This window comes from Paenibacillus sp. J22P218 (genome assembly GCF_056269195.1).
In genome coordinates this window covers 101,927-123,440 of sequence record NZ_JBWDNL010000009.1, presented here as the reverse complement: position 1 = coordinate 123,440, position 21,514 = coordinate 101,927, and the positions used below count along the sequence as shown (strand labels likewise).

General features: G+C 48.0%; 20 protein-coding genes. 18 read left to right on the top strand and 2 right to left on the bottom strand.

All coding sequences use genetic code 11. From position 1 onward, the window contains the following. The first annotated feature begins 32 nt into the window (after positions 1 to 32). Together AC0YN0_RS29070 and AC0YN0_RS29065 are read left to right on the top strand one after the other, a co-directional pair. The gene (locus AC0YN0_RS29070; RefSeq protein WP_475824430.1) at positions 33 to 2,432 is read left to right on the top strand and encodes a sensor histidine kinase; all 2,400 of its coding nucleotides are present in this window, start codon (positions 33 to 35) and stop codon (positions 2,430 to 2,432) included. After that, entirely contained in the window at positions 2,410 to 3,060 is a 651-nt protein-coding gene (locus AC0YN0_RS29065; protein ID WP_442052064.1) for a response regulator transcription factor, read from the top strand. Before AC0YN0_RS29070 ends, AC0YN0_RS29065 begins: the two co-directional genes overlap by 23 nt. A 153-nt stretch (positions 3,061 to 3,213) precedes the next feature. On the opposite strand, the gene AC0YN0_RS29060 is transcribed toward AC0YN0_RS29065, so the two are convergent. Further along, positions 3,214 to 5,148 (bottom strand): ABC-F family ATP-binding cassette domain-containing protein, encoded by a 1,935-nt coding sequence (locus AC0YN0_RS29060; protein WP_475824429.1) that lies wholly within the window; start codon positions 5,146 to 5,148, stop codon positions 3,214 to 3,216. Between the two features lie 158 nt (positions 5,149 to 5,306). On the opposite strand from AC0YN0_RS29060, the gene AC0YN0_RS29055 reads away from it, so the two are divergent. The 11 genes from AC0YN0_RS29055 (at position 5,307) to groL (ending at position 14,770) form a co-directional block, all read left to right on the top strand. Next, on the top strand, positions 5,307 to 5,915 hold the full coding sequence (locus AC0YN0_RS29055) for a 5-formyltetrahydrofolate cyclo-ligase (protein ID WP_475824428.1): 609 nt from the start codon (positions 5,307 to 5,309) through the stop codon (positions 5,913 to 5,915). 36 nt (positions 5,916 to 5,951) lie between these two features. Further along, entirely contained in the window at positions 5,952 to 6,431 is a 480-nt protein-coding gene (gene moaC, locus AC0YN0_RS29050) for a cyclic pyranopterin monophosphate synthase MoaC (RefSeq protein ID WP_475824523.1), read from the top strand. 27 nt (positions 6,432 to 6,458) lie between these two features. Next, the gene (locus tag AC0YN0_RS29045) at positions 6,459 to 6,953 is read left to right on the top strand and encodes a MogA/MoaB family molybdenum cofactor biosynthesis protein (RefSeq protein ID WP_337100964.1); all 495 of its coding nucleotides are present in this window, start codon (positions 6,459 to 6,461) and stop codon (positions 6,951 to 6,953) included. After that, complete coding sequence (locus AC0YN0_RS29040) at positions 6,950 to 8,014, top strand: molybdopterin-binding protein (protein ID WP_475824427.1); 1,065 nt, start codon at positions 6,950 to 6,952, stop codon at positions 8,012 to 8,014. Before AC0YN0_RS29045 ends, AC0YN0_RS29040 begins: the two co-directional genes overlap by 4 nt. An 86-nt stretch (positions 8,015 to 8,100) precedes the next feature. Then, positions 8,101 to 8,334 (top strand): twin-arginine translocase TatA/TatE family subunit, encoded by a 234-nt coding sequence (locus AC0YN0_RS29035; RefSeq protein ID WP_337100962.1) that lies wholly within the window; start codon positions 8,101 to 8,103, stop codon positions 8,332 to 8,334. 79 nt (positions 8,335 to 8,413) lie between these two features. Further along, on the top strand, positions 8,414 to 9,223 hold the full coding sequence (tatC, locus tag AC0YN0_RS29030) for a twin-arginine translocase subunit TatC (RefSeq protein ID WP_475824426.1): 810 nt from the start codon (positions 8,414 to 8,416) through the stop codon (positions 9,221 to 9,223). Between the two features lie 134 nt (positions 9,224 to 9,357). Continuing rightward, on the top strand, positions 9,358 to 10,518 hold the full coding sequence (locus AC0YN0_RS29025; protein WP_475824425.1) for a YhgE/Pip domain-containing protein: 1,161 nt from the start codon (positions 9,358 to 9,360) through the stop codon (positions 10,516 to 10,518). 36 nt (positions 10,519 to 10,554) lie between these two features. Continuing rightward, a complete protein-coding gene (locus AC0YN0_RS29020) occupies positions 10,555 to 11,148 on the top strand; it encodes a TetR family transcriptional regulator (protein ID WP_475824424.1) in 594 nt (197 codons plus the stop codon). A gap of 215 nt (positions 11,149 to 11,363) precedes the next feature. Next, the gene (locus AC0YN0_RS29015; protein WP_475824423.1) at positions 11,364 to 12,548 is read left to right on the top strand and encodes a DUF2264 domain-containing protein; all 1,185 of its coding nucleotides are present in this window, start codon (positions 11,364 to 11,366) and stop codon (positions 12,546 to 12,548) included. A 217-nt stretch (positions 12,549 to 12,765) separates the two neighbouring features. Then, the gene (gene groES, locus AC0YN0_RS29010; protein ID WP_042170723.1) at positions 12,766 to 13,047 is read left to right on the top strand and encodes a co-chaperone GroES; all 282 of its coding nucleotides are present in this window, start codon (positions 12,766 to 12,768) and stop codon (positions 13,045 to 13,047) included. Between the two features lie 88 nt (positions 13,048 to 13,135). Further along, positions 13,136 to 14,770, top strand: a complete 1,635-nt coding sequence (groL, locus tag AC0YN0_RS29005; RefSeq protein ID WP_475824422.1) for a chaperonin GroEL — start codon at positions 13,136 to 13,138, stop codon at positions 14,768 to 14,770. A gap of 355 nt (positions 14,771 to 15,125) precedes the next feature. On the opposite strand, the gene AC0YN0_RS29000 is transcribed toward groL, so the two are convergent. Further along, positions 15,126 to 16,103 (bottom strand): tRNA dihydrouridine synthase, encoded by a 978-nt coding sequence (locus AC0YN0_RS29000; protein ID WP_475824421.1) that lies wholly within the window; start codon positions 16,101 to 16,103, stop codon positions 15,126 to 15,128. A 201-nt stretch (positions 16,104 to 16,304) separates the two neighbouring features. Between AC0YN0_RS29000 and AC0YN0_RS28995 the strand changes: the two genes are divergently transcribed. The 5 genes from AC0YN0_RS28995 to AC0YN0_RS28975 all read left to right on the top strand — a co-directional run bounded on the left by AC0YN0_RS28995 (position 16,305) and on the right by AC0YN0_RS28975 (position 21,317). Beyond that, positions 16,305 to 17,378, top strand: coding sequence for a hypothetical protein (locus tag AC0YN0_RS28995; protein ID WP_475824420.1), 1,074 nt, complete (start codon positions 16,305 to 16,307; stop codon positions 17,376 to 17,378). Between the two features lie 40 nt (positions 17,379 to 17,418). Further along, positions 17,419 to 17,919: a hypothetical protein gene (locus tag AC0YN0_RS28990; protein ID WP_475824419.1), complete on the top strand. Its 501-nt coding sequence runs from the start codon at positions 17,419 to 17,421 to the stop codon at positions 17,917 to 17,919. Between the two features lie 269 nt (positions 17,920 to 18,188). Then, entirely contained in the window at positions 18,189 to 19,403 is a 1,215-nt protein-coding gene (locus AC0YN0_RS28985; RefSeq protein ID WP_475824418.1) for an ROK family transcriptional regulator, read from the top strand. Between the two features lie 135 nt (positions 19,404 to 19,538). Then, positions 19,539 to 20,444 (top strand): aldo/keto reductase, encoded by a 906-nt coding sequence (locus AC0YN0_RS28980; RefSeq protein ID WP_475824417.1) that lies wholly within the window; start codon positions 19,539 to 19,541, stop codon positions 20,442 to 20,444. 42 nt (positions 20,445 to 20,486) lie between these two features. Further along, positions 20,487 to 21,317, top strand: coding sequence for an amidohydrolase family protein (locus AC0YN0_RS28975; RefSeq protein WP_475824416.1), 831 nt, complete (start codon positions 20,487 to 20,489; stop codon positions 21,315 to 21,317). Positions 21,318 to 21,514: the final 197 nt, after the last annotated feature.

The following is a 21,514-nucleotide window of genomic DNA, read 5'->3' as shown; positions in this document are numbered from 1 at the left end:
GATATTCTTGTGCAGGCAATGGGGGAAAGAGCATGAAGTCCTACATACCAAATCGAGTCATATTTCTTCTATTCCTGTTGGTTTTAATAACGATATTATCCTACCTAACCATTATTATCGTTCGCGAACCTTTCATAGGCGCAGAAGTTGTAAAAAACGATGACGGACAATTCGTTGTTAAGCTAGTTGAACCTGCCGGACAAGCCGTGTTCAAGGGAATACGTGCCGGAGATCTCATTATGGAGGTTAATGGCGATCCGGCGGGTCAATACAAGAACGTAATTAAGTTCAATTCAATTGAAATGGCCGACACTGTAATCGTTAAGCATTTGGACGGCAATGTTCAGCGCATGACGTTTACCGGCGGCTGGACAGGGGATCACTCCAACTGGGAGCTTCTCATCCAACTCTACATACCGCTTATTTCTTTTTTGCTTTTCTCCGCATTGTCGATATTTCTATATATGAAGCGTAGAAATGATGGCGCGGCGCTTATGCTTATTTTGTTTTTTGTTGTAATAGGCTTAAGCTATTACTCCTCAGCTGCATCCTATCGAAGCGATCGGGTGGGTATCTCTTTTATTTATCTATTGCTGCCTTACGTCTCCATTCTATTTATGTTATTCATGAATAAGTATCTCAGCCGGTTCAAGGTTGTGTTCATAGCCAAGAAACATCTGATCATATTGTCGATAATTGCAGCGGTCATAGCTGCATCCTGCCTCATATACGTATGGACGGATCTGATTTCTCAAGATGCGTTTTTTTATGTGAAAATGTTTTACTTTGGCATCATTTTAGTGGGCAACTTTATTATCGTATTGCAATTAGTACGAAAGTTTTTGTTTTATCGTAATTCTAAACTTATCTCGTTATTTAAGATTACGCTTATGTCTCATCTTGTTGCCTTTACGCCATTTACTACGATGAATTTGCTTCCGCTTTTTGTCGGTGGAGGTCAAATACTGCCTGCAGCTTTCACAGCGCTCTTTCTGTTTGTCCTTCCAATTGTGTATTTTTATTTGTTGACCTCCAATCAACTATTCGATATCGACTTTATCCTAACAAGGTTTAAATATTATACGTTGCTTGCGATTGTGCCCTCGATGGCCATTGCTGCCGCATTGTTGTTTATCGTGAGCAATACTAGCTACCATTCAACATGGAGCAGCGGATTGGTTATGTTTGTCGTTATTTATACCGGTATGACGTTGTTCTTGTACATGAAGGAACAAATTGACCATCGTTATCGTCCCAAGCTGTTCAAAGCGATGTACAGTTATCAAGATAGTCTTGATCGCTTCTCCCGCAAAATTGCTCGTGTAATGAAGCAAGCCGACTTAGAAGAAATCTTGAAGCAGGAGATCAATGAGCTTCTGCCGGTAAGCGGCATTCATTTCTTGCTCGTCGATTACTCGGAAAACGCCGTATATCCAATAGGCGAGACGCCCGAGGAGCTTATTACGGGAGAGTTTTTGTTAGGGGCGTCATACTCTATGCAGGTTGGCGAGTTGATAGATCTTCCTTACGGACTGGGATTAGTTATCGGACGTCAGAGGACTCGCTATCATATTTTGTGGATCGGCATGAAGACGAATCATACGAGATTCAATTCGGATGAGCTGCGTTGGTTGAAGACGATGTCCAACTACGCAAGCATTGTTTTCGAAAATCTGTATTTAATTGAAGGCTTGATCGAGGATTTGGAATCGGAACTTAAGAAGGAGCATAACACTTCTCCTTGGGTACTGCGCCTCTTATTCTGTCTGTCCGAAAACGAGCGTCGGAAGCTTGCCGCCGATCTGCATGACTCCGCGCTGCAGGATCAGCTTCTATGGTATCGCAAGCTGGAAGCGATTATGATGGATCATCCAATGACGGATACGCTCGAGACGGAGCTGCAGGATATTAAGGAAGGCTTGCTCGACGTTATTCATCAAATTCGGGAAACGTGCAATGAGCTTCGTCCTCCTCTTCTGAAGGAAATGGGGGTTATTGAGGCGGTTGAATCCATTATTGAGCTTACGCAGATGCGCGTAAACTTCGCGGTTGATTTCCGAGCGAAGCCATTCGACCGTCCGCTTAATGAAGAGCAGATTACTGCTATTTACAGAATCGTACAAGAGCTACTACGGAATGCGGGCAAGCACTCCAATGCTAAGCTCATTCGGCTTGAGCTGGAAATGAAGCATGACATGATTTATTTCAGATATAAAGATGATGGAATTGGAATGGATGTCAATCAGATGATTGCGACATTCGAGCATATGGGGCTATCCGGCATCAAAGAGAGAGTGACAAGCCTTGAAGGCGACATCACCTTCCATTCGCAGCGGGGAAGAGGCCTCGAAGTAATTATTTTGATACCGGAGAAAATGACCTCTGGGCTGTCGGAAATGGGGATTTCGCGTGATTCGTATCTTATTAGTTGACGACCATCCTTCTGTAGGCGAAGGGACAAAAACGATGATTGAGCAAGACCCCGACATGGAAGTAACGGTCGTTCTCTCAGCGATAGAAGCGCTTGATATGATTCAAACGAAAAGCTTCGACTTGATCTTGTGCGACTTGAACATGCCGGGAATAAGCGGGCTGGAATTAACGAAGCGGTTAATACAGCAGGATGCTGAACGGAAAGTCATTATTTATACCGGTTATGAGATCGGCACGCACTTTAACTTGTTAATCGAGTCAGGGGTATCTGGGTTTATCTCGAAGACGATATCGAGGGAGCAATTACATAATGCGATTCGTTGTGCGATGCGGGGTGACGCGGTCATTCCAATCTCGCTCCTGAAGCAGCTGCGAAGGAACGAGATTAAGCTTGAACGTCCGGAGCTGTCGATCGAGGATGTATCGATTAATGAGAAGGAGCAAACGATCCTGCACGAGGTTGCGACGGGCGTCAGCAATAAGGAGCTTGCCGCAATGCTGCACGTGAGCCAGCGCAACGTTGAATATCAGCTTTCTAAAATATTCGAGAAGCTAAGTGTTCGCTCACGTTCAGAAGCGATCAAAGAGGCGCAACGCTTAGGCTTAATAAGCTTGGAGCAGTATTAAGAAGAAGCCGGTTAGACATGAGTTATTCATGTCCAGCCGGCTTCTTGGTTTGTATGTGGGCTGTGGGTTCAATTATATTCGATAACCATTGCATCGTTTGCTCAGATAATGGATGGCTGAAATGCTGCATGAAACGATTCTACCGTTTCGTAGCTACATATATTTCTCCCATTCCTCATATGCGCTTGCTAGAGCGGTCTTATGCTTCTCAATCTCGGCTTGTATTTCTTGAATGCGAACATAATCGTTAAAAATAGCCGGATCAGCCAGCTTCTCTTCCCATTCAGCGATCTGCTGCTCCTCGGAAGCGATATCTTGCTCGAGCTGTTCAAGCTTCCGCTGGCGGCTTCGCTCTTCTCGCTTTGCTTGCTTGTCTGCCTCATACGAGGTAACGGGAGCATTGTCAATTGCTGCCGATTTGGAGGCGTTTGTGGCTTGCTTCGCTAACGCTTCAAGGCGAGCTTCCTCGATCTCGGCTTTTTTCTCTATCATATCGTCATAATTTCCTAGGAAATGATCTGTACCGTTCGGATTTAATTCGACAATTCGCTCGGCCATCTTATTTAGGAAGTAACGGTCATGGGAGATGAATAGCAGCGTGCCTTCGTAATCCATAAGCGCTGCTTCAAGCACCTCTTTACTGAACAAGTCCAAATGGTTGGTAGGCTCATCGAGAATAAGCACATTCGCTTGCGCGAGCATAAGCTTGGCTAGCGAAACTCGTGCCTTCTCTCCGCCGCTTAGTGACGAGACCCGCTTCAATACATCTTCACCGCTGAACAGGAAGTTGCCTAGTACAGTGCGAATTCGAGCTTCTTCCATGTGAGAATAGGCGCTCCACACTTCTTCCAAGACGGTGTTACTTCCGTTCAGACGGGTATGCTCTTGATCGTAATAGCCGATCTTCACGTTTGTCCCCCATCGCACGGTACCGCTGGATGGCTCGTTCTGTCCGACAAGAACTTTAAGCAATGTTGATTTGCCGATCCCGTTCGGTCCAATTAAGGCAACCGTTTCGCTGCGGGATAGCTGGAAGGAGACGTTATTGAATAGCGGCTTCGGTTGTCCAGGAAATGTAACGGACAAGCCGCTAACGTCAAGTACGTCCTTGCCGGTCATTCGCTCGATCTCGAAGCTGAAGTGGGCTTTCTTCAAGTCGCCCATCGGCTTGTCGAGGCGATCCATCTTTTCCAGTGCTTTGCGTCTGCTCTGCGCTCGCTTTGTCGTAGAAGCACGTACGATATTTTTTTGTATGAATTGCTCCAACTTGGAAATCTCGTCCTGCTGCTTCTCAAATTGCTTCATATTACTCTCATAATCGGCAGCCTTCAGCTCCATGTAGCGGCTGTAATTGCCTGTATAGCGCTTAGAGACATGCCGCTCGATTTCAATGATAGTCTGGGCGAGCGCATCAAGGAAATAGCGGTCATGAGAGACAACGACGATTGCGCCGGAGTATCCGCGCAGGTAACCCTCAAGCCATGTCAACGTTTCGATGTCCAAGTAGTTCGTTGGTTCATCGAGCATTAGTAGATCAGGTGCTTGCAATAGAATACGGGCAAGCGCGAGCCTCGTCTTCTGTCCGCCGCTTAATGTAGCGATTCGCGTATCAGGCGGAAACTGTCCGAAGCCCATACCGTGCAGTACGCTGTTAATGCGGGTGTTGATCTCGAATCCGCCTTGCTCGCGGAACCAGTCCGAACGCTTCGCATATCTCTCAAGCGTGTCAGCATATCGCTTCTCATCGTCATGCAAGGCAGGATCGGCAATCTTCACTTCGAGATCGCGCAGCTCCTGCTCAGCCTCCAGCAGGTGAGAGAAGACAGCCCTCATCTCGGCTTCGATGGTTCGATCCGTGTTAAGACCGCTATTTTGCGCTAAGTAACCGATTCTGGTTTCTTTCGCCTTATGAATATCACCGGAATCGGGAGTGATCTCGCCGGCAATAATTTTTAATAATGTCGACTTGCCTGCACCGTTGACGCCGACGAGTCCGATACGTTCGCGCTCCAGCACTTGCATTGAAATATTGGATAGTACGACGTCAACGCCGTAGCTCTTCGTTATATTGGATACTTGCAGCAGCATCTTGAAACCTCCAGCCAATAATTGCATCAGAATTTGTTGCTTGCCATCCTCTCTAGTTTACCATAAAAAGGCGCTTCCATTGGCGAAAGTTGTATAAGAGTGGTAAACTAAAATAAATGAAAGCATATGACGGGACATAGAGTAGGTGGTCTGCCCTAATGGAGGATAAGGAACGGAATGGGAAGCAGGCTATCCGCTCGGAAATGACGCGATTACGGAATGGGATAGCCGAGGAGCAGCGGAGAGCTTGGTCACTCGCGGCCAGCGGACACGCAGCGGCGTATTTGGAAGCGAGCTCGGTGGAAGCTTTTATGGCGTATGTATCCTTCCGCAGCGAATTGGATCTTTCATCTCTTATCGAGTGGGGCTGGGAGAAGGGGCTGGAAGTGATCGTTCCCAAGTGTAATACTGCCGATCGCTCCATGACGCTCTATCGACTCAAGAACTGGGATCAATTGAAGCCTGGCGAATATGGCATTATGGAACCGGACCCGCTTGCAGCCGAGGAGCTTAATCCTAAGCGGATGCCGCAGGTTGTTTTTGTACCAGGTATTGCTTTCGATTTGAACGGTGGCAGAATGGGTTACGGAGGCGGCTATTATGATCGGTTCGCTGCGAAGCTATATGATGCTGGGGGAGCTGCTCATCGTGTTCAGTGGATAGGAGCCTCGTTCGAAGCCCAATTGGTAGAGGAATTGATGCTTGAGCCGCATGATATTCGTATGAATGGAATATTGACGCAGCGTCAGCTATATTTGACAATATAGGAAGCAGAAGAGTATGGATAGAAGGAGCGAATAGTGGTGGAGCTGACTCACTTTAACGAACAAGGCCGCGCGCGCATGGTGGATATATCGGATAAGGAAGTTACGGCTCGCTCGGCAACAGCAAGTACGCTGGTGAAGATGAATCCGGACACATTATCGCGCATCAAGGCAGGAACAATCGGCAAAGGCGATGTCCTTGCTGTTGCTCAGGTGGCAGCGGTTATGGCTGCTAAGAAAACATCAGACTGGATACCGATGTGTCATCCAATTCCTCTAACAGGCGTGAATATTGTATTCACTGATAATGGATCGGATGAGCTTTATATAGAAGGAACAGTTAAGACGACAGGTAAGACAGGCGTTGAGATGGAGGCACTAACTGCAGTATCTGCGGCTGCGCTGACGGTGTACGATATGTGCAAAGCACTGCAGAAGGATATGATAATCGGGCCGACACAGCTCGTTGCGAAGAGCGGCGGCAAGAGCGGCGATTACCGAATATCAACAAACCTGTAATCGGACTTGGGATGGGAGGAATGGCAGATGCGTTGGAAAGTAGCCATACTGACGGCAAGCGACAAAGGCTCGCGCGGGGAACGCGAGGATACGAGCGCACAAGTGATTCGCGAACTTATCGAAGAAGAGCTTGGCGGGGAAATCGTCGATTATCGAATCGTTCCAGATGAGCAGGATGAGATTATGGCCGCTATTATCGAAATGACGGAATATTTCCATGCGGATCTCGTGCTTACGACAGGCGGTACTGGCCTTGCCGCAAGAGATATTACGCCGGAGGCGACGATGAAGGTGATCGATCGTGTCGTGCCGGGACTTGCTGAAGCTATGCGAATGGGCGCTTTGCAGAAGACGAGACGTGCGATGCTCTCGCGAGGTGTATGCGGCATTCGCGGCAACTCGTTAATCGTTAACTTGCCTGGCAGCCCGAAGGGTGTACATGAGAGTTTGATGGCGATTATGGATCAATTGCCGCATGCGTTGGACATTTTGTCGGGAAGACTTGGTGATCATAGAGCATGAGCAACACGAACGATAGCTCGGAAATAACGACTTTATCTACATCATTGGTTCAATCGACGAGGCTGAGGGAAGTGTCGGTGTACGATGCGATCGGCCTTCGACTTGCGCATGATCTAACGCAGATTATCCCTGGCCAGTTCAAGGGAAGGTTATTCAAGAAAGGCCATTTGGTGACGGAAGCTGATATTCCTAAGCTGCTCGACATTGGCAAAGAGCATATTTACATCATGGAGCTTGGCGATAATGATCTCCATGAGGATGATGCTGCTATACGGATGGCCAAAGCGCTTTACGGTGAAGGAATAGTACTTAATGAGCCGCATGAGGGCAAGGTCAGCATGAAGGCGAGCGCTCAGGGACTTGTTCATATTGATCGTTCAATTGTGGATGCTATTAATCGTCTTGGCGAAATCGCGCTGGCTACGGTGAAGACGAATACGATTGCTGAGCCAGGCAGGCAGTTGGCGGCAACGAGAGCGATTCCACTGTATGTTCCGAAAGCGAAGGTGGAGGAAGTCGAACGATTGGCTGAAGAATATCGGGCAACACATGATGGCGCCGCGCCCATCCGTGTGCGTCCGCTTCGTTCATTAAAGGCGGGATTGCTTACGACGGGCGGAGAAGTGTTCAGTGGACGAATCGAGGACAAATTCGGTCCAGCCGTTAAGAGCAAGCTGGAAGCACTCGGATCAGAAGTCGCAGAACAGCGCTTCGCCCCTGATGATCGACAAATAATTGTCAAGGAAATACACTACTTGCTGGGCAAGCGGTATGATATGATACTAGTAACAGGCGGAATGTCGGTTGATCCAGATGATCGAACGCCAGGCGCGATTAAGGAAGCCGGTGCTCACATTGTCAGCTACGGGACGCCGATGCTGCCAGGCTCTATGCTATTGATCGGCTATTTGGACGGCGTGCCGATTATGGGACTGCCAGGCTGCGTTATGCATGATCCATATACATCATTCGATGTACTGCTGCCTCGTATTCTCGCTGGAGATACGATTGTGCAGGACGACATTGTAGATATGGGGTACGGAGGGCTATACGGCTGTTAAAGCGAGCCTCGCATTGTTTTGCCATACAGGGTAATAATTGTGAGATCGCAACTGCTAATTACGTTATTGTATAGGAGGTTTTTGGAATGTCAGGCATAGGTGCAACAGGTATTATATTGCTCGTTCTTGTCGCATTGCTGCTGTTCGGTCCTAACAAGCTGCCAGAGCTTGGACGGGCATTCGGACGGACGCTGCGCGAGTTCAAGGCAGGAGCAAAGGACATCATGGAAGACGATGATCGCAAGGACAAGGATACGAATCGTGTTGAAGTGAATCGGGTAGACAATTTGGAGAAGAACAATAAGCGGCTTCCGGACTGACCGGGCCCGCTTTTTTGTTGAAATATGAAATTAGATAAGCATGATCTAGGCAGTTCTTGCGGAATGGAGGATAAAGCAGATGGGATCGGATCAAAACAGCTCGTCGGAGCAAAAGTCGCGCAAGCAGATTATTCGTGAAGAAGGGCTCATGCCGCTGCTTGGACATCTCGGCGAACTGCGCAAACGAATCGTATACATACTGATTGCCCTTACGTTAGGACTTGTTGTAGGACTGCTGCTGGCTCAACGGGTCTATAACTTTCTAATGAGCCAAAAGCCTGCGAATACGATATCGCTTCATACGTTCTCGTTATGGGACGGTATCGGCATGTACATGAAGTTTGCTTTCGTCATAGCGTTAATCATTGCGTTGCCGATCATTGCTTATCAGCTATGGGCATTCGTGAAGCCAGCGCTGCATGAGCATGAGCAGAGATCGACCTTAAAATATGTGCCGTTCGCGCTCATTATGTTTTTGATCGGACTCGCCTTTTCGTACTTTGTTGTATTTCCGCTCGCCTTCAACTTTACAAGAAGCGTATCGGAGCATTTGAACCTGGAAGAAACATATGGCATTGCTCAATACTTTACGTTTATGTTCAATATTCTAATACCGATTTCGTTACTGTTCGAGCTGCCGCTCGTTATTATGTTCCTCACAGCGATTAGGCTGCTCAATCCGAAGCGGCTGCGCAAGATGCGCCGCGTCGCTTACTTTATTATGATCTTCATTGGCGTAACGGTGACGCCGCCGGATTTCATTTCGGACGTTTTGGTCGCCATACCGTTAATATTGCTGTATGAAGTCAGCGTTATTCTGTCAGGCTTTGTGTATCGCAAGCAGCAGGATAAGGATGCAAGATGGGAAGCGGAGTTTGGACAAGGTTAGCAATGATGCCAAAGGGAAGAAGAAGGTGACCAAACCTTCTTCTTTTTTTATTGTTGACAGAAAATAGATCCGGCAGTATTATTTAAACAGTTGTTTAAAACGAATGTTTAACATAGACAGAGGAGTGGATAGGAATGGGTACAGCAATAAAGGCATTTATGAAACGGCCGACGACGATCGTTGGTATTGTCACAGCTTTGATGTTTCAAATTATTTTTTCGGTTATTTGGATGACGGGCTATAACGGTGTAACGGATCGCGTGGATCAGCTTCGTATTGCGGTTGTTAACGAGGATACGCAGTTCGGACAGCAGATTGCCGCTAATTTGGTGAAGGAGCTGCCGTTCGACATGGTACAGCTCGATAATCTCGATGAAGCCAAGGAACAGCTTGACGCACGCGATCTTCAAATGATTGTGTACGTTCCAGCGGACTTCTCGCAGAAAGCTTCTGCGCAAGGCGAGCAGGCTTCGGTGCAATATTTGCTAAATGAGTCGAATCCGGCTCTAATTAAAAGCATTATGAGCGGCGCGGCTGCGCAGATCACTTCGGAGGTCAACACGCAAGCCGTGACGGCAGGACTGCAAAATGTACTAGGAAGCTTGAACATGCCGCAAGAGCAAGCTACGGCTGCAGCAGCGAGCTTGTCACAACGCGTCGTATCCGATATTCAATCGACGAATGTGGTACAAGGGATGAACAATCAGATGGTTCCGATGATGATGGTTCTTGCATCATACGTGGGGGCGATGATTATGGGGATGAATTTAGAGCAATCCTCGATGGCCGTAAGCGGCCAACTAAGCAGATGGAAACGTTTCGGCGCGCGCAGCATCATTAATATTGCGGCTGCATTCTTCGTATCTCTCGTAGGCGCTTCTCTACTAGTCGCTCTTGGGGGGCAGATCGAACAAGGTTTCCTGCTGCTATGGCTGTTCGAGTTCGTATTCCTGCTTACCTTCATGTTCGTGTCCCAAATGTTCCTGTACTTGTTCGGAATGGCCGGCATGCTGTTCAACATTATGCTGCTATCGGCACAGCTTGTATCGTCCGGAGCGATCGTTCCGCGGGAGCTGCTATCTGATTTCTATACGGGCTTGGGCAGTGCGCTGCCGGCTACTTACGCAGTCGATGGCAATATGAATTTGCTCTTCGGCGGCCCGGCGGTCGGTTCAGATATTATTAGCTTGCTCATTATCGCTGTCATTGCCGCTGCTATCAGCGTCTTCGCGGTAGCCGTTAAACGCCGCCAGCCTGCAACGCAGCCGACGGCAGCTATCGCAAGCCACAAATAATAATTTGCAAAAGAACAGATTTGACGGAGGAACGCCATGTCAAACTTGGATAGCGATATAAAAGTAAGAATCTTGCATGCAGCCAAGAAGCTGTTCGCCGAGAACGGCTTCGAGGGTACGTCAGTGAGGCAAATCTGCGAAGCGGCTGGCGCTAATGTAGCGCTTGTATCGTATCATTTTGGAGGCAAGGAGAATGTGTTCGCTGCCTTGTTCGAAAATTTTTTTCCTAATGATAAAATACGCATCTTGCAGGCCGAGCAGATCGAACCGGTCGCCGGCGTCCGACTGCTTATCCGTGAGGTAACGCTCTACCGCCGGGCCGAGCCCGAGCTCATCCGCATTGTTCAACAGGAGATTGTACTCAACACGCCAAGGATCAAGAAGATTCGTGAGCATGTGATGCCGATGTGGGAACAGTTGCGCATTTGGTTAGAGCAGGGCCGTGAACAAGGCAAGTTCGAATTCCGTTCATTGGATACCGTGCTCATGTCGATTGTCGGTACGCTTCTATTTCACCGCGATAATGAGTATTGGACAGTGCTGCAGGGTCAAGAACGAGACTCTATAGAGATGATGATTGAAGATATGACAGCATTCATTATTAACGGATTGCAATGCCGCTCGGAATAGTACGTTGTCACAATGGAAGCCGCAGACGATGAATACATCGTGATGCGGCTTTTATTCGCTGCAATCCAATTTTGGTAGAGTAGATGGATCGTCGATTAATAGGAAATAGAGTATAATTTACCACATAACAACTTATTCGTACTTAGGCGTGCAGACATAGAGAGAGCAAGGTGATTACCATGTTAAACCAGGCTGAAAGGAGAGTCGGGTATAGGATGCGAAGCGGCAAAACGATTCACGATGAGGTGGAGGACCGGGATTATTGGCTGGAGCAGCTTGATGCGATTGGAGGCCCTGTGCTGGAGGCGCTGGCAGAACGTCGATTAAAGCTGGCTATGCCGATTGAAACGAGCAGCGGAACGGCGGAATCCGCGGTAGAAAGGAGCAAGTACTCGCATTTGGAGGCGTTCGGCCGATTGCTGTCGGGTATCGCGCCATGGCTGGAGAACGGCGAGCGATACGGAGCGGAAGGAGAGCTGCGTGAACGTTATGCGGAGCTGTCCCGGGCCGGCTTGGATGCAGCAACCGATCCGTTATCGCCCGACTACATGAATTTCGGGGACGGCTTGCAGCCGATCGTCGATGCGGCATTCGTTGCGCAAGCTCTGCTTCGTTCGCCGAAGGAGTTGCTAGGGGCGCTTGAGCCGAGGGTGAAAGATAATGTCGTTCATGCGCTTAAGCTGACCCGATCGAGAAAGCCTGTGTTCAGCAACTGGCTGTTATTCGCGGCTACCATTGAATCAGCGTTATATGCGCTCGGCGAAACCGATTGGGATCATATGCGCGTCGATTACGCGTTGAAGCAGCATGAGCAATGGTATCTAGGCGACGGCGTATATGGAGACGGGCCTGAGTTCCACTTTGATTATTACAATAGCTTCGTCATTCAGCCGATGCTTGTCGATGTATTGGCAGCAGTAGGGGATACGTATGAAGAATGGAGCTCGATGAGGGAAGCGGTTCATACACGGGCACGTCGATTCGCGGAAGTACAGGAGCGTCTAATCGCGCCGGACGGCACGTATCCGCCGATCGGCAGATCGCTTGCTTATCGGTTCGGTGCATTCCAAAGTCTAGCACATAGTGCGCTGCGTGATGATCTGCCTGCCGGACTCGCTCCAGCTGGGGTGCGCAGTGCGTTAACAGCCGTAATTCGGCGTACGCTTGAGCTGCCGGGCAACTTCTCGGAGGAAGGCTGGTTGACCATCGGCTTCTGCGGGCATCAGCCTAGTGTTGGCGAGCATTATATATCCACCGGCAGCGTTTATTTGTGCGCTGCTGTATTTCTCCCGCTTGGCCTGCCTGCCGTTCATCCGTTCTGGAGCGGTGCAGCCCAGGACTGGACGTCGAGAAAGGCGTGGTCTGGCATGTCTTTTCCAATCGATAAAGCAATCAAATAATGTGCACATGAATTGTACGTGATTAGGATAAGCTAACAAGTAGGCTTTGCGACCATGTCCGTACATAATCAGTACTTATGAATTTATCGCAAAATAGTCCCAAGCACTTGAAATCAGACCTGAAAATGAGTATGATAAAATGGATTGTTAGCACTTCATGCTTACGAGTGCTAACGAAATACCAATAAGCGACAAATTTAGAAGGAGGCTATTTTCAATGATTAAACCTTTGGGTGAACGCGTATTGATCGAACCGATCGCGAAGGAAGAAACGACTGCTAGCGGAATCGTATTGCCGGATTCGGCAAAAGAGAAGCCGCAAGAAGGCAAAGTGGTGGCAGTTGGCAGCGGCACGCTTAAGGACGGCGTTCGCGTTGCATTGGAAGTTAAAGAAGGCGATCGCGTTCTGTTCTCCAAATATGCAGGAACAGAAATCAAATACGAAGGCAAAGAGTATTTGATTATGAAAGAAAGCGACATTCACGCTATTTTTGGATAAGCTGCCCGTCACTTATTCGGGTCACATAGAACGCTAGACAGTAAGAGGCAACACTACTTAAACCTATTTCTAGGAGGTCAAGACAATCATGGCTAAAGAAATTAAATTTAGTGAAGACGCACGCCGCGCTATGCTTCGCGGGGTTGACGCGCTTGCGAATGCGGTTAAAGTAACGCTCGGTCCTAAAGGCCGCAACGTTGTATTGGAGAAAAAATTCGGCAGCCCGCTCATCACGAATGACGGCGTGTCCATTGCCAAAGAAATCGAGCTGGAAGACGCGTTCGAGAACATGGGCGCTCAACTGGTTAAAGAAGTAGCAACAAAAACAAATGACGTGGCAGGCGACGGTACAACTACGGCGACTGTTCTTGCACAAGCGATGATTCGCGAAGGTTTGAAAAACGTTACAGCCGGCGCTAACCCTATGGTTATCCGCAAAGGCATCGAGAAAGCCGTTAAAGCTGCTGTTGAAGAGCTGAAAGCAATCTCGAAACCAATCGAAGGCAAACAATCGATCGCACAAGTTGCTTCGATCTCCTCTGCTGACGAAGAAGTTGGCCAACTGATCGCGGAAGCGATGGAGAAAGTCGGCAACGACGGCGTTATTACAGTAGAAGAGTCGAAAGGCTTCGTAACGGAGCTTGAAGTGGTTGAAGGCATGCAGTTCGACCGCGGTTACGTTTCCCCTTACATGATTACGGATACGGACAAAATGGAAGCGATTCTTGATAACCCGTACATCCTGATCACCGACAAAAAAATCACGAACATTCAAGAGATCCTTCCGGTTCTTGAGAAAGTCGTTCAATCCGGCAAACAATTGCTGATCATTGCTGAAGACGTAGAAGGCGAAGCGCAAGCTACGCTTATCGTCAACAAACTTCGCGGCACGTTCACATGCGTAGCGGTTAAAGCTCCTGGTTTCGGCGACCGCCGCAAAGCGATGCTGCAAGATATCGCGGCTCTTACTGGCGCGCAAGTGATTACGGAAGAGCTTGGCCTTGAGCTGAAATCGACGACTGTCGACCAACTCGGTTCCGCTCGTCAAATCCGCATCACAAAAGAAAACACGATCATCGTTGACGGCTCGGGCAACTCGGCTGACATTCAAGCTCGCGTGAACCAAATCCGCGCTCAACTGGAAGAAACGACTTCCGACTTCGACCGTGAGAAACTGCAAGAGCGTCTTGCTAAGCTTGCTGGCGGCGTAGCGGTAATCAAAGTTGGCGCAGCTACTGAAACAGAATTGAAAGAGCGCAAGCTTCGCATCGAAGATGCTCTGAACTCCACACGCGCAGCTGTGGAAGAAGGTATCGTATCGGGCGGCGGTACAGCTCTCGTGAACGTATACAAAGCGGTTGCCGCTGTCAAAGCAGACGGCGACGAGCAAACAGGCGTTAACATCGTGCTTCGTTCCCTTGAGGAGCCAATCCGCACGATCGCAGCGAACGCAGGCCAAGAAGGCTCCGTTATCGTTGAGCGTCTGAAAAACGAAGCAATCGGCGTAGGCTACAACGCAGCTACCGGCGCATGGGTGAACATGTTCGAAGCAGGTATCGTTGACCCTGCTAAAGTAACGCGTTCCGCGCTGCAAAACGCAGCTTCCGTTGCGGCTATGTTCTTGACGACTGAAGCGGTTGTCGCTGACAAACCTGAGCCTAAGGGTGCAGGCGGCGGCATGCCAGACATGGGCGGCATGGGCGGTATGGGCGGCATGATGTGATGAAATCATTATCGAAGTAATTCGATGATGAGCGACCGCGTTTAAGCGGTAGATTTCATCGCCGATGGAGCAAAGTGCGCTCCATGCGGTAATAAGGGATTAATCCCTTATACATCAAGGGTTTTTCGTAAGGAAAACCTCTAAATGGTAACACAAAAGAAGCCTCGTAAGTTCTTTGAACTTGCGGGGCCTCTTTTTTTTGTAAAAATATAAGGAAGTATAAAATTTTTATTTATACAGTGCTTATATTTCATCCGCGAAACGACAGCTTACGCCGCCAAAGGACGGCGATAGCCGTTTACGCTTGTTGGAGGAAGTGTCGTATTTTAAAACCTAGGTCTCTGATGGGTATGATTCAATCTAATTCTTGCTCTAATACAGGAAGTACTAGATGACGTACTTCATCAGTAGATCGGGTATCCATTAATTGGTTTCTTAGCTCGCCTGCGCCTCTAAACCCGCGAACATAGATTTTGAAAAAGCGAAGAAGCGGTTTAAATGAACGCGGTGAGGTTTCTGTTGAATATTTATCGTGAAGATCTAACTGTAAAAGCAGTAGATTGAGAAACTCCTTCGCGCTATGTTCTTTAGGTTCTTTTTCAAAAGCAAATGGATTGGTGAAGATGCCGCGGCCAATCATGACGCCATCAACGCCGTATTGTTCAACTAATTTCAATCCTGTTGCACGGTCAGGAATATCTCCATTTATCGTTAATAACGTATTAGGAGCTATTTCATCGCGTAATTTTTTGATTTCAGGGATAAGTTCCCAGTGCGCCTCTACCTTACTCATTTCTTTCTTTGTCCGAAGGTGGATGGATAGATTCGCAATATCTTGTTTCAATATATGTGATAACCAATCGCGCCACTCTTCAATCTCAAAGTATCCCAATCTTGTTTTAACACTAACGGGTAATCCGCCTGCTTTGGCTGCTTGAATAATTTCTGCCGCAAGTTCAGGATGTTGGATTAAACCAGCACCTTTTCCATTGGATGCGACGTTTTGTACGGGGCACCCCATGTTTAAATCGATACCACGAAAACCAAGCTTTTTCATATCGATACTCATCTGTTCAAACAATGCGGGCTTATTGCCCCAAATATGAGCGACGATCGGCTGCTCATCTTCTGTGAACGTTAGCCGACCACGAGTACTGTCTATTCCTACGGGGTGACAATAACTTTCTGTACTTGTGAATTCCGTGAAAAATACGTCAGGTTTTGCAGCTTCGCTAATGACGTGACGAAATACCACATCTGTGACATCTTCCATTGGCGCTAATATAAAAAACGGCCTCGGTAAATCAAGCCAAAAATTGTGTTCGTTACTCATATAATCTCCTTTTGTTGCAACATATAATGGTGATTTGCTTATTGTAAAGTCCTTTACCCATCATACATAGTATCATTTTTTTACGTTTGATGCACAGAATCATATTGTTCAATAATAAAAATTCCAATTGACTACGTAATACGTTGCGATTCATTATTGTAATAGGGATAGCACAAAAGTTGCCAAGATAGGAAGGTCGCGATGGAACCGAATATTTTCCGCTATGCGACGAAAGAGCTGTCGCAGGATGCTTTCTTATGTTGGCTGTTCGGCCATGCGAGTATGGAAGAAGATCGTGCGCCTAAACGGATCGCGAGAAGGCTATTGGATGTTATGATAGACAGCTATAACGGCTTGCACCGAGAGCCCTTCATCGCCGAGCAATGGGATCATTACAACGTTGGCATTCAGCAGCAGGTCCAGCAGATCGATATTTTGCTGACCTTTACTTCCAAAGTGAGCGGCCACCAATTTCATGTCATGATTGAGGATAAGACGCGAAGCGGCGAACATGGCGACAAGCAGCCGGAGCGCTATGAATTAAAGCTGAGGGAGCAAAATCCGGAGATGGCCGTTTTGCCGGTCTTCTTCAAATCAGGCTATATGACGCCGGCTAAGCTTGAGGAGTTGCGTGAACGAAGGATTGTGACGATCACTTACGAACAGATTCATGCTGCTTTTGAGCCTGATATCGATCCAGGCAATGTCATTTTGCAGTCTTGGTGGGACTATTTTTTGGAAGCCTATTATAAGCCGATTAATGCCGCATTGTCAGTCCCGCTTGAAGAGGCTCTTGCCGATTTGCATGAATGGGGCCAGGATCAGACGGAGAAAGAGATTATTTTCGACCGATTGACTGACTATCTTTTCCGGGGAGAAGCTCTCCCTTACATTAGCCGTCGGAATGTAGAGAACGGGAAAGCGCAAATCTTATATGAATTTATTTTTCACCTGTCGTATTGGCATATGGCGTACAAAGAGCTTGAGATTAACCTCTATTTCTCTTGGTACAAGGATCTTACTTTCGAAATGAAGACGATCCCCGTTCCTTACGTCGGAAAAAACAAAATGTCGGAGACGCGTTTGAACCGTTACTTGGACGAGCAGCAAGCAATCAGGAGCGGAATGGCATGGCCATCCCTTTGGAGCGAAAGTTGTTCCCACCTTCAAATAGGCAGATACAAGCATGGACCAAGGCTTCATACGCTAGATCTAGAAGGGCTGAAACAAAGACTGTTGTCCGATATGGCATTCATAGCGGCGCAGTTCAACTAAATAGAAGCGAATACGCTAACTTAGAAGGAGTGCAGATGAGATGATCGATGTGGAAAAACAGGACAAACTGGTATTGAAAGCCTATCAGCTATATAAGAGCAATACGAAGCCGGATGTAGAAGAACTGGCGAATGTGACGCTGACGAAGCTTCGTAGTGAGATCGACGAATGGGATGGATCGATTGAGAACATGACGTTCTATAGCGATTACCTGGTTAGTAAAGAGATGGCGGCAGTCTCATCTACGGGAATGGCACAAGCAGCTGTCAACACAAATGACTTTATAGCCGTTATGGCACAACCCGCACAACAAGCTTTGTTTCAAGAGCTGTTGCTCGTTCGTAAATATAATAAAATCATTTCCGAGCGATTGGCAGGCCCGATCGCTGATGTTAGATTCATCTATCGAACGCTTAATTTGAACGCGTTCGCAAGCGGTCAGCCTAAACAATACGTGAACAGATTCGTTGTATCTGTATTTACCGAATGTATGACGACGATAGCCAAAGAAAAGCAGCTAAAAGATACTGCAAACTTGTAGGCAAGAATCCAAACGGTGTATCAAACGAGAGGCTGCAAATACAGGTTCGAACGCTTGTCGATGAGTCGCTTGAACGCCTTCAGTTGGATGAGAACTGGAATCTGTTCAATCGAGCTGTCATAGGTTATTATCTGCTAGATGCCGCTAAGGAGCTTGGGCTTAGATAACTAGGCATGCTAACTGCCCCAGGTGAAGCAACTTGACTTTCGCAGCACCCGTTCATACACTTACTTAAGTAAATGAAATAAGTTAGCGGGTGCGCAGCGGCAATGAAAATAGATAAAAGCGTTATTAATACGATGAACAAGAGAAATGTACTGTTGGCGATTCGGGCATCGGGACAAATATTCAAGGCGGAAATTGCCCGCAGTACAGGGCTTAGCATTCCAACCGTTATGAAGATAACAGATGAATTGATCGCACGAGGACTCGTGAGAGAGACCGGCAAAGGGGAGAGCAGCGGAGGTAAGCCTCCCCAACTGCTGGAGTTCGTTCAGGATCGCCATTATGTAGTCGGCGTCGACATTGGAACGACGAATATTTTATCCATTCTTATGGATATGTCGGCGAACATTGTGTATAAGCACTCGGTGCCGACTATGGTAAACGATTCACCTGAAGTCATTATTGATCGTATCTCGGCTTCCATCGAGACGGTCATCGCTCAATCAGGGGTTGAGCAGGAATGCCTGCTCGGCATTGGACTTGGCATGCCTGGACTGCTTGATAAGGAGAATGGCAAGGTACTGTTCTCGCCCGACTTCCATTGGGAGGGGGTAGAGCTGCTGTCCGCGCTTAAAGCTCGATTTGAGATGCCGATGGTCGTTCATAATGTGACTCATTCCATGGCTATGGCTCAGAAATGGTTTGGCTATGGACGCGACGACGTTAATAGCTTCATTTGCGTTAATCTAGGACATGGCATCGGTTCGGCTTTGTTCCTTGACGGTGAACTGTTCAGTGGAGGTTCGGGCAGCGCAGGTGAACTAGGGCATATGACGATGGAAAAGGACGGTCCCATATGCGTATGCGGCAACCCTGGATGTCTAGAAGCTCTTGCATCGGGCGATGCCATCGCGAGACGCGCTCGAGCGGAGCTCGGCATTCTGGACGATGCGACTATTCGGAAGAAAGCCGATGAAGGCGGGCTGGAAGCGAAGGACGTTTTCGAGGCTGCAGGCCGTCAGAACGAGGCGGCGCAGCGAATCATAGGAGATGCTGCAGAATATATCGGTCTCGCGCTTGCGAAAGTGATTAACCTGCTCGATCCGGAAATGATCGTCCTTGAAGGAGGGCTGTCACGGGCAGGATCAAGCTTTATAACCGCTATACATGATAACGCCCAGCGCTACCAAATGAAATATGCCGGCCGCAATACGAGGATTGTTGTGTCTGAGCTTGCAGAGCAATCCGCGGCGATCGGTTCAGCTACTTTCCTTATCAAACGGTTGTTTGATGTTGGGGGAGATCAGACCTTACTGTAAGCCTGTGTATGCCCCTCTCCGAGGGGCTTATTTATTTGATTGACACTTAGTGGAGTCGACCTATATACTTACTTAGTAAAGTTAAGTAAGTATAAGGGCGGTTTATTTTAATAACTAATAAAGGTGGCTATTCGCATGCAATATCGAGCGTTAGGGAATACAGGCTTGAAGGTGTCGGCACTTAGTTTTGGAGCTTCTTCGCTCGGTTCCGTCTTCAAGAACATTGATGAAAAGGAAGGCATTCGTACCGTCCATGAGGCGCTCGATCAAGGCATTAATCTCATTGACGTCTCGCCTTACTATGGGCTGACGAAAGCGGAGACCGTGCTGGGCAAAGCGCTGCAGACCGTGCAGCGGGACCGCTTCATACTGTCGACGAAGGCGGGACGCTACGGGGAGAATGAATTCGATTTCTCGGCAGATCGAATCTTCCGTAGCGTGGAAGAAAGTCTTGCAAGATTGAATGCGGATTATATCGATATTCTACATCTACATGACATTGAATTCGGCAATCTAGACCAAATCATAGAGGAAAGCATACCGGCGTTGCAGAAGTTAAAGGAACAAGGAAAAATTCGGTTTACCGGCATCACGGGATTCCCGCTCCGTATCTTCCGTTCCGTGCTTGAGCAGACGCAAGTGGACGCTATTATCTCGTACTGCCACTACAGCTTGAACAATAACCGTCTAACGGAGCTTTTACCGCTATTGCAAGAAAAAGGAGTAGGGCTTATCAATGCGTCGCCAATCTCAATGGGACTGTTAAGCAAGCAAGGACCTCCCGATTGGCATCCGGCAACCGAAGAAATCAAACGCGCCTGCATAGCTGCAGCGCAGCTATGCCAGGAACGAGCCAAGGACTTGTCCAAGCTGGCCATCCAGTATGCGATCGCTAATCCGGCCATTCCGACGACGCTCGTCGGTACAGCGAACCCGGCCAATATCGTCAAAAATGTATCGTGGGTGAACGAACCGATTGATCTGGATCTGTTCCAGGACGTGCAGCAGCTTCTAAGACCTATTCATAACCTTTCTTGGTAAGCATAAGAGTTAAAATAATGAATAACAAAGAAGGTGAAACGTATGCGAATCGACTCGCATCAGCATTTTATCGATTATCGGCCTGAGGATTATCCGTGGATCGGCGAGCAAGAAAGCATTTTGAAGCAAAAATTTCTGCCCACGGATCTTAGGCCGCTGCTGGATTCCATAACATTCGATGGGGCTATTGCGGTGCAAGCGAGGCAGATGCTGGAAGAGACGGAGTGGCTTCTCACGCTGGCGGATCAGTATGACTTTATTAAAGGCGTTGTCGGCTGGGTAGAGCTATGCTCGTCTGATGTTCGTCAGCAGCTCGAAGCATTCAGCAAGAACCCGAAACTAAGAGGAGTCAGGCATGTTATTCATGACGAACCGGACGATGATTTTATGCTGCGAGATGACTTCTTGCGCGGATTGTCGATTTTAAAGGAGTATGGTTTGACATATGACTTGTTGATCTTCGAGAAGCATTTGCCGAATGCGATCCGTTTAGTAGAGCGATTTCCGGAGCAGCCATTCGTTGTTGATCATTTAGCAAAGCCTCGAATTAGCATTGGATCGATAGTAGAGTGGAGGCGGAACATACAGGCGTTGGCAGCCAACGACAACGTATATTGCAAGCTGTCGGGCATGGTAACGGAAGCGGATATGTCGGTATGGAATCCGGAGCAGTTCAAGCCGTATTTGGACGTCGTATTCGAAGCATTCGGGCCTGAGCGGCTTATGATTGGATCGGATTGGCCAGTTAGTCTGCTTAGCCGCGATTATCAATCTGTTATGAATATCGTGATTCACTATGCGGATCAATTGTCGGCCGAGGATAGGGAAAAGGTGCTTGGCGGCAACTGCGCGCGATTCTATGGAATTGTATAGGGTTGTATCGGTCATTTGTTGACAAGGTAGGTTCGCCATACTACAATGGCATCAATTGAAAGGATGTTCGAAGATGGACACTAGTCGCTTGAACACTGTGAAACGTTATCCAACACGCTGCTCCGGACAAATGACAAACGATGAACGTTGTGCGGAGCTTAATCGGGAAGCGTAATCGCTTACGCTTCCCTTCTATC